Annotated in this window: 14 protein-coding genes; all 14 read left to right on the forward strand. The window is 40.4% G+C overall.

The window, feature by feature from the left end; all coding sequences use genetic code 11:
• Positions 1-478 precede the first annotated feature (478 nt).
• The 14 genes from yfmF (at position 479) to GD002_RS05555 (ending at position 14486) form a co-directional block, all read left to right on the forward strand.
• Complete coding sequence (yfmF, locus tag GD002_RS05490) at positions 479-1753, forward strand: EF-P 5-aminopentanol modification-associated protein YfmF (RefSeq protein WP_153731339.1); 1275 nt, start codon at positions 479-481, stop codon at positions 1751-1753.
• A complete protein-coding gene (yfmH, locus tag GD002_RS05495) occupies positions 1750-3048 on the forward strand; it encodes an EF-P 5-aminopentanol modification-associated protein YfmH (protein ID WP_153731340.1) in 1299 nt (432 codons plus the stop codon). Before yfmF ends, yfmH begins: the two co-directional genes overlap by 4 nt.
• Positions 3045-3779: an elongation factor P 5-aminopentanone reductase gene (gene ymfI, locus GD002_RS05500; protein ID WP_153731341.1), complete on the forward strand. Its 735-nt coding sequence runs from the start codon at positions 3045-3047 to the stop codon at positions 3777-3779. The genes yfmH and ymfI overlap by 4 nt, the downstream gene beginning before the upstream one ends.
• A 132-nt stretch (positions 3780-3911) precedes the next feature.
• The gene (locus GD002_RS05505; RefSeq protein ID WP_153731342.1) at positions 3912-4706 is read left to right on the forward strand and encodes a DUF3388 domain-containing protein; all 795 of its coding nucleotides are present in this window, start codon (positions 3912-3914) and stop codon (positions 4704-4706) included.
• A gap of 170 nt (positions 4707-4876) precedes the next feature.
• Entirely contained in the window at positions 4877-5752 is an 876-nt protein-coding gene (locus GD002_RS05510) for a helix-turn-helix domain-containing protein (RefSeq protein ID WP_194841477.1), read from the forward strand.
• A 79-nt stretch (positions 5753-5831) separates the two neighbouring features.
• A complete protein-coding gene (gene pgsA / locus GD002_RS05515) occupies positions 5832-6410 on the forward strand; it encodes a CDP-diacylglycerol--glycerol-3-phosphate 3-phosphatidyltransferase (protein WP_153731344.1) in 579 nt (192 codons plus the stop codon).
• Positions 6411-6426: 16 nt separating this feature from the next.
• A complete protein-coding gene (locus tag GD002_RS05520) occupies positions 6427-7683 on the forward strand; it encodes a competence/damage-inducible protein A (protein ID WP_153731345.1) in 1257 nt (418 codons plus the stop codon).
• A 165-nt stretch (positions 7684-7848) separates the two neighbouring features.
• Positions 7849-8910 (forward strand): recombinase RecA, encoded by a 1062-nt coding sequence (gene recA / locus GD002_RS05525; protein WP_153731346.1) that lies wholly within the window; start codon positions 7849-7851, stop codon positions 8908-8910.
• A gap of 250 nt (positions 8911-9160) precedes the next feature.
• A complete protein-coding gene (locus tag GD002_RS05530; protein ID WP_153731347.1) occupies positions 9161-9307 on the forward strand; it encodes a hypothetical protein in 147 nt (48 codons plus the stop codon).
• Positions 9308-9326: 19 nt separating this feature from the next.
• Positions 9327-10886 carry a ribonuclease Y gene (rny, locus tag GD002_RS05535; protein ID WP_153731348.1) on the forward strand — a complete coding sequence of 520 codons (1560 nt, stop codon included), beginning with the start codon at positions 9327-9329 and terminating at the stop codon, positions 10884-10886.
• 181 nt (positions 10887-11067) lie between these two features.
• Positions 11068-11865, forward strand: coding sequence for a TIGR00282 family metallophosphoesterase (locus GD002_RS05540; RefSeq protein ID WP_153731349.1), 798 nt, complete (start codon positions 11068-11070; stop codon positions 11863-11865).
• Between the two features lie 92 nt (positions 11866-11957).
• A complete protein-coding gene (locus tag GD002_RS05545; protein ID WP_153731350.1) occupies positions 11958-12224 on the forward strand; it encodes a stage V sporulation protein S in 267 nt (88 codons plus the stop codon).
• A gap of 280 nt (positions 12225-12504) precedes the next feature.
• Positions 12505-14052 (forward strand): tRNA (N6-isopentenyl adenosine(37)-C2)-methylthiotransferase MiaB, encoded by a 1548-nt coding sequence (miaB, locus tag GD002_RS05550; protein WP_153731351.1) that lies wholly within the window; start codon positions 12505-12507, stop codon positions 14050-14052.
• On the forward strand, positions 14052-14486 hold the full coding sequence (locus tag GD002_RS05555) for a RicAFT regulatory complex protein RicA family protein (protein ID WP_194841478.1): 435 nt from the start codon (positions 14052-14054) through the stop codon (positions 14484-14486). Before miaB ends, GD002_RS05555 begins: the two co-directional genes overlap by 1 nt.
• The last annotated feature ends 37 nt before the right edge of the window (positions 14487-14523 follow it).

Below are 14523 nucleotides of genomic sequence, written 5' to 3' on the forward strand. Positions count from 1 at the left end.
GGGTTTGTCGAGGCTCTCCAGCGCTCTCCGCATTTGTTATTATGCAACGCTAGCCTCTCGGGACGTTTCGGATTCTTCAAAAAGGCAAAAAGCTCCTTTGTGTAGAATCCTCCAACGCCTGTCGCAGCTACCCAGCGCTCTTCGCATTTGTTATCATCCAGCTTCGAGTGGCAGCTGCTCGGGACGTTTCAGAACTGCTAAAAAGGCAAAAGACGCCTTTGTAGCAGTTCTTCCAACGCCTGTCGCAGCTAAACGCCACTCTCCGCTTTTGTTATCATCCAGCTTCGAGCGCTAGCCTCTCGGGACGTTTCGGATTCTTCAAAAAGGCAAAACACGCCTTTGTGAAGAATCCTCCAACGCCTGTCGAGGCTCCCCAGCGCTCTTCGCTTTAGCTTAAGTGTATTATTTTCCATTTTGGGAGCTAAAATGTATAGTGAGGATAGGAATTCATATAATAAGGTAAACGAGAGGTGTTTGTATGTTCAATAAAACCAAGTTACAAGATGGAGTTAATTTGTATATACGTAAGACTGAACAATTTAAAACAGTGAATGTCACGATTAAGTGGAAGGCGCCATTAGATCAAAATACTGCTTCGGAACGGACGGTTCTCGCGAATGTGCTGGAGGAATCGAACAGTCAGTTACCTACTCAAAGTGCGATGCGAAAAGCTTTGGATGAGCTATATGGTACCGTGCTGTACACAGATGTTTCGAAAAGAAGCTCTCAGCATATTGTTTCGTTATTTGCAGAAAGTGTAAATGATGAGTATTTTGAAGGGGAAGATATTTTTAAAAAGCTTTGGCAATTAATTAGAGCCGTTGTGTTTGAACCGAAAGTTGTAAATGGTTCATTTGACAAAGCTGTCGTAGAAAGAGAAAAACGAACAGTACGTGATCGTATCCGTTCAGTTTATGATGACAAGACGAGATTCGCTCAAAAGCGTATGCTTGAGATTATGCGACCGGATCAGCCAGCTTCGATTTCTGCTTATGGGACAGAACAAGCAGTTTCATCCATCACTAGTGAAACTCTATTTCAAACGTATAAAGAGATGATTCACAATGACTTGATCGATATTTACGTGGTGGGTGATGTAGATGAGCAAGAAATTATCCATCAAATCAAAGAGTTTTTACCTTTTAATGCACGAGCACTTCTTAAACAGACCGAATCAGAAAATACTCAGTCCACAGAATCTGTAAAAAAGGTTAGAGAGCAACAAGACATGAAGCAAGGAAAGCTACATTTGGGCTTCAGTACACCTGTGAAATTTGGTCATCCAGATTATAATAAAATGCAAGTGACCAATGGAATATTTGGAGGGTTTGCCCATAGTAAATTGTTTATGAATGTGCGTGAGAAGGAAAGTATGGCTTACTACGCAAATAGTGCGTTTGCGTCTCATTATGGCATTGTCTATGTGACGGCAGGTATTGACGCGGAGTTGGAAGAGAAAGCTGTTCAATTAATTGTTGAACAATTAAAGGCATTGCAACAAGGTGAAATTACAGAATTAGAATTAGATCAGACAGTGGCCTTACTTGAAAATAGTATCCGTAGTGCCAACGATTCTGCACGTAGTCAAATTGATATTTACGATCAATATAAAGAGTTGGACGAGAATTTCACTGCAGAAGGACTAATAAGCAAATGGCAATCTGTGTCATTGGAAGATGTGAAAGAGATGGCTAAGACGATACAGTTAGAAGTTGTTTATCTGTTATCAGGTAAGGAAGGTGATTCTAAATGAAAGAAGTCATATTCAAAGAACTACAAGAAACAATTTATACGGAAACTTTAGATAATGGTTTGAAAGTAGTCATTTTACCGAAACGTGGTTACTCCAAAACATTTGTGACATTCACGACAAAATACGGATCAATCGATAGAACATTTAAACCTCATGGGAAAAACGAATTCATTACAGTACCAGATGGAATTGCTCATTTTCTAGAGCATAAAATGTTCGAAAAAGAAGATGGTGATGTGTTCCAGAAATTTAGTTTAAACGGAGCATCCGCGAATGCGTATACAACATTTGGAAGAACTGCCTATTTATTTTCAGCTACGAATAAAATAAAAGAAAATACAGAAGTACTATTGGATTTTGTGCAAGACCCTTATTTCACTAAGCAGACCGTGGATAAGGAGAAAGGGATTATTGCCCAGGAAATAACGATGTATGACGACCAACCTGATTGGCGCCTATACTTTGGAACAATAGAAAATCTCTACGAAAATCATCCAGTGAAAATTGACATAGCTGGTACGGTAGAGTCTATTCAAGATATAACGGCAGAGCACTTATATACTTGTTATGAAACGTTCTATCATCCGTCCAATATGCTGCTGTTCATTGTGGGTGCAGTGAATCCTGAAGAAATGATGGCTTTCGTTAAAGAAAATCAATCGAAAAAATCATTTGATCAGCCGGAAGCAATTGAACGTCAGTTTCCAACTGAATCAAAAGCCGTAGCAATTCCAGATCGAACATTGACTATGGATGTTTCAAAGCCGAAACTTAATATCGGTATGAAATGCACGGCTACAGCTCTTCAAGGGCAGGATCTATTAGAGACAGAGCTATCCGCTAATCTAGTACTGGATAGTCTGTTTGGGCGTACTTCTCCATTTTATGAGAAGGCGTATGAAGAGGGCTTTATTGATGAGTCGTTTTCATACGAATTTTCACTAGAAGATGGGTATGGATTTGCTATGATTGGATCAGATACAGAAGAGCCTGAGAAGTTAGAGAAGTTAATCCAACAAACGATTAAAGAAGCGAAAGAAAACTGGCCTGTAAAAGAGGAAGACTTGGAAAGAATGAGAAGAAAGAAAATCGGTCAGTTTATGCGTTCACTGAATTCTATAGAGTTTATTGCAAACCAATATACCCGCTATGAATTTAATGAAATGAATTTATTTAATGTGGTGCCTACATTGGAAAAGTTATCAATGGAAAAATTAAAGCAAGCATTTTCAACATTTTCTGATGATAGTAGTTATTCAATATTTAAAGTGCTGCCGCCTGTAGATGCACAATGATGCCGTCTCGCTTTGCACTTGTTTTGGGAGCTTCAGGTGGAATTGGAGAAGCGATTTGTCAACAGTTAGCAGCAGCAGGATGGTCTCTTTATTTACATTACAATTCCAATAGGCAACAGGTGGAGTTATTACTGAAACGTTTGCAAGAAGAATATCCACATCTTGAGTTTTACAGTGTTCAAGCTGACTTTAGAGTGGAGCAGGCCGCAACAGAGTTAGCTTCGAAAATTCAAAGCGTACAAGCCATTGTGGTTGCTAATGGGCAAGCTGTCGTTTCGTTATTGTCTGATACAACAGAGTTGGAAATGGCAGAGCTGTGGCGGGTTCATATGCAGAATCCAGCTCGTCTCATTGCAATATTGTCTTCAAAGCTGCGTAAATATCCTGTCTCTTATGTTTTATTTATTGGTTCCATATGGGGGAGTACAGGGGCAGCTGGAGAAGTCATGTATTCAGCAGTAAAAGGCGCACAACATGCGTTTGTGAAAGCATATGCCAAGGAGGCAGCCTATTCAGGCGTGCGGGTCAATGCGATTGCACCGGGATGGATAGACACACGAATGAATCAAGAATTTTCTTTGGAAGAACGTCAGATGGTCCTAGAACAAATTCCCCTATTATCTGTTGGTACACCGCAAGAAATAGCAAATATGGTCGAATTTATGCTTAGTGGCAAGGCAGATTACATGACTGGGGAAATAGTTAAGATCAATGGTGGTTGGTATATGTGATTCTATGAGAAAAGGACGGTTATTGAAGTCCTTTTCTTTTTTTCTTTTCTTCACTCTGGCTATCCGTTATTATAGAACTAAGTGTAGACTTATGCGTCCTATATAAAGAAGTCAAATGAAGGAGTGTGTCGAATGGGAGAATGGTATGTCGAATATGAGATTCAAGTCAATCGGCCCGGCTTGCTTGGAGATATTGCATCCCTGCTCGGCATGTTACGAGTAGATATTGTCACAATCAATGGTGTAGATGGAAGATATCGCGGTATGCTTGTGCAAACAGATCATGATCAGCAAATCAAACGTTTTGAATTAATTGCTTCTACTATGGATACGATTGTAATTCATAAGATTAGAGAGCCTAAACTGAGGGATGTATTGGCAGTGCGCCACGGTCATTATATTCAACGTGGCACGGATGATCGTAAAACATTTCAGTTCATTCGAAGCGAACTCGGAATCCTAGTAGACTTTTTAGCGGAGATCTTCAAACAAGAAGGACACAAGCTAATAGGCGTGCGAGGGATGCCGAGAGTTGGTAAAACGGAATCGGTTGTTGCTGCTAGTGTTTGTGCTAATAAAAAATGGGTTTTTCTATCATCCACAATGATTAAGCAAACGGTGCGTACTAGTATGATGGGAGACGAATTTTCTAACGACAATATTTTTATTCTGGATGGTATTGTGACTCGAAAATCTTCAGACGAGCGGCATATGCAACTAGTTCGTGAAGTGATGAGTTTACCTACGATTAAAGTGGTTGAACACCCTGATATGTTCGTGAAGCAATCTGAATACACCATTGATGATTTTGACATTATTATTGAATTGCGATCAAATGTAGATCAGGAAATTACATACGAAATTCTGGAGAAGAACGACCAGATGTCTGATCGTGGTTCAATGGGCGGTTTTGATATGTTTAACTAAATTCAGTGAAAGCTCCGGTAGATATCTCAGATTTTAAGAAGTGCTTTTCGAGTGAACTCAAAAAAACCTAGACGTAGTTACATCGAAGTGTAATGGAGTTGAATTTAGTAGAAGTCCTTCACTTATATAAGTGACAGAAATGATTTTGATTAATTAGGTAGGTGTTAAAATTGACTGGATTAGGTGCTCGCTTAAAAGAAGCGAGAGTCGCGAAAGGTTATACGTTGGATGATTTACAAGGCATTACAAAAATCCAGAAGCGTTACCTTTCGGGTATTGAAAATGAAGATTACAGTACGATGCCCGGTGCGTTCTATATACGCGCCTTCATCAAACAATATGCTGAAGCAGTTGATTTGGATGCAGATGAGATGCTGGCTCTCTATAAAGAAGAGTCCCGGGAAGCTCCTGATGAAGAGCGTGAGGTGGTTGCACCGACAACACTTCAACGCAGTTCAGGTCTGAAAACTAACAGTAAATTAAAAGAAATAATGCCCAAAATTATTGTGGCTTTATTTATTGTGATGATTATTGTCATTGTGTATATCTTATTTAGGGAAAAAGCTTCGGATACTCCTGGAGGAAAAGAACAACCGACACAAAATGTACCTGTCATCGAACAACCAAAAGAACAGCCAGATATTGAAAAGCCCGCTGACGGTGAAGATGGTTCAGCAGAAGAACAACCAGAACCAGATACTGAAGAACCAATTGACGAAGAAATTGTTCAACAACTGGAATTACAATCCAGTGCGGGAGAAACATCGACGTTTACGCTATCCGATGCTGAACAATTGAAACTTGTCATTAAGACATCTGGGGATTCTTGGATTTCCGTTACTGATCAGCAAGGTGTCGAAAGAATGCCTCAACCTGGAGGTAGAATTATGACAGCAGGCGAGACTGTGGAGATCGATGCTACTGACGTCACTAGTGTGCGTATACGAGTAGGGCGGACAAATTCTACAGAAATTCTTGTCAATGATCAGCCGTTAGACTATCCAAATGAACTTCTAACACAAAATATCATTATTCAAAAACCGTAGTAAAATAGTCATCTCAAGGGATGACTATTTTGTCATTCATAAGAAATAATAAAGCGGTAGCAAGAAAGGTGGAAGTATTATGAATTTGCCTAATAAAATCACATTATCAAGGGTATTGATGATTCCGATTTTCATCGTGTTCATGGTAGTAGATTTTGGATGGGGTATTATTAAAATTGGTGGCGTTGAAATGCCGATTGAACATCTTGTCGGTGCCATAATTTTCATTGTGGCATCTACAACAGATTGGCTGGACGGCTACTTAGCAAGAAAAAACAATTTAGTGACCAATATGGGGAAATTTTTAGATCCACTGGCAGATAAATTACTCGTTTCGGCTGCATTTATTTTGCTTGTTGAGATGGGGGTAGCACCTGCATGGGTCGTGATTATTATTATAAGCCGTGAATTTGCAGTGACAGGTCTCCGCTTGATTTTAGCAGGTGGAGGAGAAGTGGTGGCAGCCAATCAGCTAGGTAAAATAAAAACTGTAACACAGTTGTTGGCCATTTCTTTCCTTCTATTACACAATATTTTCTTTGAATCGATCGGTATTCCTTTCGGCACGATCATGCTTTATATCGCACTATTATTTACTATCTGGTCAGGGGTAGACTATTTCATCAAGAATCGGAAAGTTTTAGTCGAGTCAATGTGAGGAGTGGAATCTATTCATGAAAGCGGAAATCATTGCAGTGGGGTCGGAGCTTTTATTAGGTCAAATCACCAATACGAATGCAAAATTTATCTCTGCTAGATTGGCGGAGGCAGGCATCGATGTTTATTATCATACAGTGGTAGGAGATAATCCAGATCGTCTTGCACAAGCTATTCAATTGGCTCAGCAAAGAGCTGATATTCTAATATTTAGTGGTGGGTTAGGACCTACAAAAGATGATTTGACAAAAGAAACGATCGCACGACAATTAGGTTGTGGCCTTGTTTCAGATAGCGAAGCCTTAGAGACGATTCAGCAGTATTTTATACGAGTCGGAAAAGACATGACGGAAAATAATAAAAAGCAAGCTCTCGTCTTAGAAGGTGCGAAAGTATTGCCGAATCGGCATGGGATGGCGCCGGGGATGGCAATTGAAAAAGATGGTGTGCAATACCTTCTATTGCCAGGGCCACCTCATGAACTGGAGCCAATGTTTGAAAATGAAGCTATTCCTTATTTATTGGGTGTGTTTGGTAAGCAAGACATTATCTCATCTAAAGTTTTAAAATTTCAGGGTATAGGTGAATCGGAACTAGAATATCGAATCCAAACCATACTTGAAAAACAAACAAACCCTACAATTGCTCCGTTAGCTTCTCCAGGTGCAGTAATATTGCGTATGACCGCAAAAGCTAAGTCCGAAGAAGAAGCGCAACAGTTAATACTGCCTGTTGAACAAGAGATTCGTTCCGTTGTGGGTGAGTATATTTATGGAGTCGATAATGATACATTGGCTTCAAAAACTACTGAACTGCTACTGCAAAATGATTGGTCTATTTCCGCTGCAGAAAGCTTAACTTCAGGGATGTTCATGGCAGAGCTTGGGTCAGAGCCTGGAATTGGTAATGCACTAAAGGGTGGAGTCGTTGTTTATAATAAAGAAATGAAAATAGAACAGCTTGGAATTTTACCATCTTTATTAGAGTATCATGGAATCGTGAGTGCGGAATGTGCAGAAGCTCTAGCGGAAAGTGTTAAGGAACGTTTTGCTACTACATTTGGTGTTGGGTTAACAGGTGCAGCTGGTCCTGAGTCACACGATGGTGAGCCGCCTGGTACCGTATGGATTGGTATAGCAGCAGAAGGCATGAAGACTGCTTCTTATAAGTTGCAATTATCAGGTACACGCAATTCAAATCGCAAACGCTCGGTGCAGTTTGCATTGCATTATTTAATTCGGAAAATGAAAGAGAAAAAAGAATTGAAATATTGATTTTTGATGCTGATTTCGATAGTATAAATTAATTTTACTCCTTATTAACCGACTAATTTTCATTTTTAACGTTTAAATTATCGAATACCCGTTCGTTTATTTGTTGTGTAATTCAATGGGAAAAGGTATAATAGAAATAGAAAAAGAGTTGAGGAGGAATTTTAATTGAGCGATCGTAAAGCGGCTTTAGATATGGCATTAAAACAAATAGAAAAGCAATTTGGTAAAGGTTCTGTAATGAAACTTGGAGAAAAAACAGATCTTCAAATTGCTACATCTTCTTCAGGTTCGTTAGCATTGGATGCAGCCCTCGGGATTGGCGGATATCCGCGTGGTCGAGTAATTGAAGTATATGGACCAGAAAGTTCGGGTAAAACGACAGTAGCGCTGCACGCTATCGCGGAAGTTCAAGCAAACGGAGGGCAAGCAGCCTTTATTGACGCGGAGCATGCATTAGATCCTGTGTACGCCCAAAAGCTTGGTGTCAACATTGATGAATTGCTTTTGTCTCAACCTGACACAGGAGAGCAGGCATTGGAAATAGCGGAAGCACTAGTGCGTAGCGGCGCAGTTGATATTATCGTAGTAGACTCTGTAGCTGCATTAGTACCAAAAGCTGAAATTGAAGGAGAAATGGGAGACGCGCATGTCGGATTGCAGGCTCGTTTGATGTCCCAAGCTTTACGTAAACTTTCTGGTGCGATCAATAAGTCCAACACGATCGCAGTATTCATCAACCAAATTCGTGAAAAAGTGGGTGTCATGTTCGGTAATCCCGAAGTTACACCTGGTGGTAGAGCGCTTAAATTCTATTCTTCTGTACGACTTGAAGTTCGTAGAGGAGAAGCGATTAAGCAAGGAAACGATATTATGGGGAATAAGACAAGAATCCGTGTAGTAAAAAATAAAGTCGCTCCTCCTTTCCGGACAGCAGAAGTAGATATTATGTATGGAGAAGGAATTTCGAAAGAAGGAGAAATTCTTGACCTGGGTGCAGAATTGGAAGTAGTCCAAAAAAGCGGTGCATGGTACTCTTATGAAGGAGAGCGTTTAGGACAAGGGCGAGAAAACGCGAAACAATTCTTAAAGGAAAATAAAGAAATGCGTTCAGAAATAGCTGGTAAAATCCGTGAAACATACGGCTTGGATAATACCAATTATGTAATTGCAGCTCATGAGGAAGAAGACGAGCTAGAAGAATTGCTATTAATTCCTGATGAAAAATAAATTCGTAAGCTCAGTCCGCCATCTTTTCTGGCGGACTTTTTATATGCGATTTTCATTCGTCATTCCTTGACACAATAAAAATACAACTATACAATTAAAGTGGCGTACTATATATGCCTTACATTGATCAAACCAATGAATTGTTTTTTTGGCAGTATGTTGATTTTAACTTAATTCAGCAAACACTTTACTCATCTTTTAAGTAGAAAAATGAATGCCAAACAGTCCCGAAACAGCAGGGAGGATCTACATGCCCTTCCGTTGGATTAAGTTAGAGCCTCAGGCGTATTCACAAATACTAGGGACATTACCGGGCTTGCCCGTTAAAAATGAAAATGTGGAGTACATCCGCCTTGGCAAAATTAATTATACGAGCCGACTGAAAAGAAAAGAATAAGCAGGAGGAGGTGACCTCAATGGGTGTTGAAATACTCATCTCCGTTTTGCTAAGTCTCATCGTCGGTGCAGTTGTTAGCTTTTTTATATTGAAAAATGTGAATGATTCAAAAGTGACTGGTGCCAAGCAAACGGCGAATCAAATCGTCGAAGAGGCGAAGCGTGAAGCGGAGTCAGTAAAGAAAGAGGCACTATTAGAAGCGAAAGATGAAACTCACGAACTACGAATTGAAGCGGAGACAGAAGTCCGTGAGAGAAGGACGGAATTGCAGAAACAAGAAAACCGTCTTTTGCAACGGGAAGAAAATCTTGATCGCAAGGACGATGCGCTCAATAAAAGAGAAGCAAGTCTAGAGCGCAAAGAAGATGCGCTTTTAGAAAGACAACAGCATATTGAACGGATGGAACGCAAAGCGGAAGAACTCGTTACCGCTCAGAAGACAGAGCTAGAAAGAATTTCTTCTCTGACAAGAGATGAAGCGAAACGCATCATATTGGAAGACGTAGAAGACGAGCTATCCACTGATATTGCGGTCATGACCAAAGAATCGGAACAACGTGCAAAAGAAGAGTCTGAGCGGAAAGCACGCGAGATTTTGTCACTTGCATTACAACGGTTTGCAGCTGATCATGTTGCAGAAACTACAGTTTCTGTCGTCAATTTACCAAATGACGAAATGAAAGGTCGTATTATTGGTCGAGAAGGGCGTAATATTCGTACACTTGAGACGTTGACGGGTATCGATTTAATCATTGATGACACACCGGAAGCGGTTATCTTATCAGGTTTTGATCCAATACGAAGAGAAACTGCTAGATTAGCGCTTGAGAAACTTGTACAGGATGGAAGAATACATCCTGCACGTATTGAAGAAATGGTGGACAAGTCTAGAAGAGAAGTGGACGAGCTGATCCGAGAAAAAGGTGAACAAACTACTTTTGATGTAGGTGTTCACAATTTACATCCGGATCTGATCAAAATTCTAGGTCGTTTGCATTTCCGTACAAGTTATGGACAAAACGTGTTGAAACACTCTATCGAAGTGGCTTATTTATCAGGCTTACTGGCAGCGGAGTTGGGTGAAGACGTGACACTAGCTAGACGAGCAGGCTTGCTGCATGATATCGGTAAAGCAATCGATCATGAAGTAGAAGGAAGTCATGTTCAGATTGGTGTTGAATTGGCAACGAAATATAAAGAACATCCGGTGGTCATCAACAGTATTGCTTCTCACCATGGTGACGAAGAAGCGACGTCTGTCATTGCAGTACTAGTCGCAGCAGCAGATGCACTTTCCGCTGCAAGACCAGGTGCGCGAAGTGAGACATTGGAGAATTATATTAAACGTTTGCAAAAACTTGAGGAAATCTCTGAATCATACGAAGGCGTTGAAAAGTCATTTGCTATCCAAGCGGGACGCGAAGTACGAATTATAGTACGACCGGAGCAGATTGATGATATTACGGCACATCGTTTAGCACGAGATATTCGAAAACAGATAGAAGAAGAATTGAACTATCCAGGGCATATTAAAGTGACGGTCATTCGGGAGACCCGTGCAGTGGAGTATGCTAAATAAAGACAAGTAATAAAACAGCTTCCGGTTCGTTTTGGAAGCTGTTTTTATCTGGGTTCAGTTGGAGCTCGGGTGCCTAATGAATCCAGACAAAGTCTCCTGTGGATGCCAAAGGTTTTCAAAGGAAATCTTCCGGTTTGCTTGGAGGTCTGAACGTAATTGATTTAAGAAAAGGAGTTTTTTGATGAGAGTACTATTTATTGGAGATATCGTAGGGTCGATGGGGCGAGAAATGGTGATAGATTATTTACCGCGTCTGAAAAGGAAATACCAAGCTGACGTAATTATTGCGAATGGGGAAAATGCTGCTTCGGGGAGAGGAATTACAAAAGCGATTTATCAGGATTTATTACACGCAGGTGTGGATGTCATTACCATGGGTAATCACACATGGGATCAAAAAGAAATTTTTGACTTTATTGATGACGTTGATTATTTAATACGCCCTGCTAACTTCTCCGATCAAGCGCCTGGAAAAGGCATGACAACGATTACTAAAAATGGTGTAACTCTCTCGGTTATTAATCTGCACGGCCGGACATTCTTACCTCCACATGATGATCCATTTGCAAAAGGGGATGAGTTGATAGAAGAAGCTAAAAATATTTCACCTCTTGTTTTTGTTGACTTTCATGCGGAAGCTACTAGTGAGAAAATCGCTATGGGTTGGCATTTCGATGGCAGAGCATCAGTAGTAGTTGGCACACATACGCATGTGCAAACAGCAGATGATCGAATCCTTCCAGGTGGTACGGCTTATTTGACAGATGCCGGGATGACGGGGCCATACGATGAAATACTCGGAATGAAAAAAGAAGATGTGCTTTATCGATTCTACACAAATCTACCTACTCGGTTTGAAGTGCCGAAAAAAGGAAGATCTCAGCTCAATGGTATGTTCGTAGAACTGGATGATACGACGGGAAAAGCCTTATCAATTGAACGGATTAGAATTAACGAAGATCATCCTTTTACAAACTGATCTGAATAGTGTCTAAAACCTCTTTACCTATCATAGGATGACTTATGGAATACACTCTTTCCATAGACATTGCAAAATAAGGAGGAAATATCGTGAGTCCCTTGAAAGTATCTTCCAGATCGAATCCAAACTCCGTAGCAGGTGCATTAGTTGCGGTGATTCGTGAACAGGGTTATGCAGAAATCCAGGCAGTCGGAGCAGGCGCATTAAATCAAGCAGTCAAAGCAGTTGCAATTGCTAGAGGATTTGTAGCACCAAGTGGCGGGGATCTAGTTTGTGCTCCAGCTTTTACTGATATTGAAATTAATGGGGAAGGGCGGACTGCTCTCAAGCTCCTCGTTGAAAAAAAGAGTCGTTAACAGTGATTTTGTGTGAAAGATAGCTTTTACATCTAAAAATTAGATCAGTTTTGTTCTAGGGATTGAACGGGTGGTAGACTTTCGTGTAAAGTATCTGCCTGGAGCGTAAATCCTAGTACATGAAGCAAGCATTGAAAGATCACGGAGCTACATGCCGTGGTCTTTTTTTCATGACAAACAAGCAACAATTTTGCCCTTTGCTGTCATATCTAACAAAAGTTCAGTATAATAACATCATGTATGCTTATTTCCCGATAAGTAATAGAAAGGGGCTACTGCAATGAATGAAGAACAGCGCTTGCAAGCTGGACTCGTAACAGAAAATGCACCATCAGCCAATACAACTGAAAAAGATTATAGTAAATATTTTGAGTCTGTCTATAGTGCACCTTCACTGAAAGACGCAAAAAAACGCGGGAAAGAAGAAGTCGAATATCATGATAATTTTCAGATAGAGCAACGTTTTCAAGGTATGGGACAAGGTAGGAAATTTTATATTCGCACGTATGGCTGTCAAATGAATGAACACGATACAGAAGTCATGGCAGGTATTTTCATGGCGCTAGGATATGAACCAACGGATACCGTAAAAGATGCAGACGTGATTTTACTCAACACCTGTGCAATCCGTGAAAACGCCGAAAACAAGGTATTCGGAGAACTTGGCCATTTGAAGCCGCTAAAACTAGAACGTCCCGATTTATTGATTGGTGTTTGCGGCTGTATGTCTCAAGAAGAGTCGGTTGTCAATAAGATTTTACAAACCTATGATCAAGTAGACATGATCTTTGGTACCCACAACATCCATCGCTTACCACATATTTTGCAGGAAGCCTATATGTCAAAAGAGATGGTTATTGAAGTGTGGTCAAAAGAAGGCGATGTAATTGAGAACTTACCGAAAGTCCGTCATGGCAAAATCAAGGCATGGGTTAACATCATGTATGGCTGTGATAAGTTTTGTACGTACTGCATTGTGCCTTATACACGTGGTAAAGAACGTAGCCGTAGACCGGAGGACATTATTCAAGAAGTCCGACAGCTGGCAGCAGAAGGATATAAAGAGATCACGTTGCTTGGTCAAAATGTCAATGCGTACGGAAAAGACTTCGAGGACATCACGTATCGTTTGGGCGATTTGATGGATGATCTTCGTATGATCGATATTCCAAGAATTCGATTTACGACGAGCCATCCGCGTGATTTCGATGATCACTTAATTGAAGTTCTTGCAAAAGGTGGGAATTTGGTCGATCACATTCATTTACCTGTTCAATCGGGTTCTAGTGACATGCTGAAGATCATGGCTAGAAAATATACACGCGAAAGTTATTTGGAGCTAGTAGATAAAATTAGAAAAGCCATTCCAAATGTCTCGCTCACAACGGACATCATCGTAGGTTTTCCGAATGAAACAGATGAACAATTTGAGGAAACGATGTCCCTTTACCGTGAAGTAGGTTTTGAGCTTGCGTTCACATATATTTATTCGCCACGTGAAGGAACCCCGGCTGCGAAAATGAGCGATAATGTACCGATGGAAGTGAAGAAAGAAAGATTGCAGCGGTTAAATAAACTAGTGAATGATATGTCTGCTGAAGCAATGAAACCTTACAAAGGGAAAGTTGTGAAAGTACTGGTCGAAGGAGAAAGTAAAAAGAACCCAGAAGTTCTTTCTGGCTACACAGAAAAAAGTAAACTAGTGAATTTCAGAGCGCCAAAATCAGTGATCGGTGAAATTGTGGAAGTTCGGATCAAAGAAGCGAAAACTTGGTCACTCGATGGAGAATTCATTGGAGTAGTTAAAGAGGAAAAGGTGATGGCATAATGGAGAAATTATACACAAAAGATGAGATCATAGCAAAAGCTCGTGATTTAGCACATATGCTGGCTAACACGGAAGAAGTAGAATTTTATAAGCGCGCGGAAGCACAAATTAACGAAAATCAAAAAGTACGTGAGAAAATTGCAAGTTTGAAATCCCTTCAAACACAAGCAGTGAATTTTCAACACTATGAAAAAGAGCGAGCGCTAAAAGCAATCGAGAAGAAAATCGAACAAGTGCAAGGAGAGATTGATGAAATTCCTTTGGTACAAGAATTTAAACAGTCTCAAGATGAAGTAAATAATTTACTTCAACTCGTTTCTAATACCATTGCGAACAGTGTAACGGACGAAATCATCGAATCAACTGGCGGCGATGTTCTTCGTGGTGAAACAGGATCGTACGTTGAAAACACTGCACGTAAGTCTCTTTCATAAAAAATAATCGGCAAAGGAAAAATTCCTTGCCGATTTT

The sequence above is a fragment of the Sporosarcina obsidiansis genome, from assembly GCF_009651005.1.
Lineage (GTDB): Bacteria > Bacillota > Bacilli > Bacillales_A > Planococcaceae > Sporosarcina > Sporosarcina obsidiansis.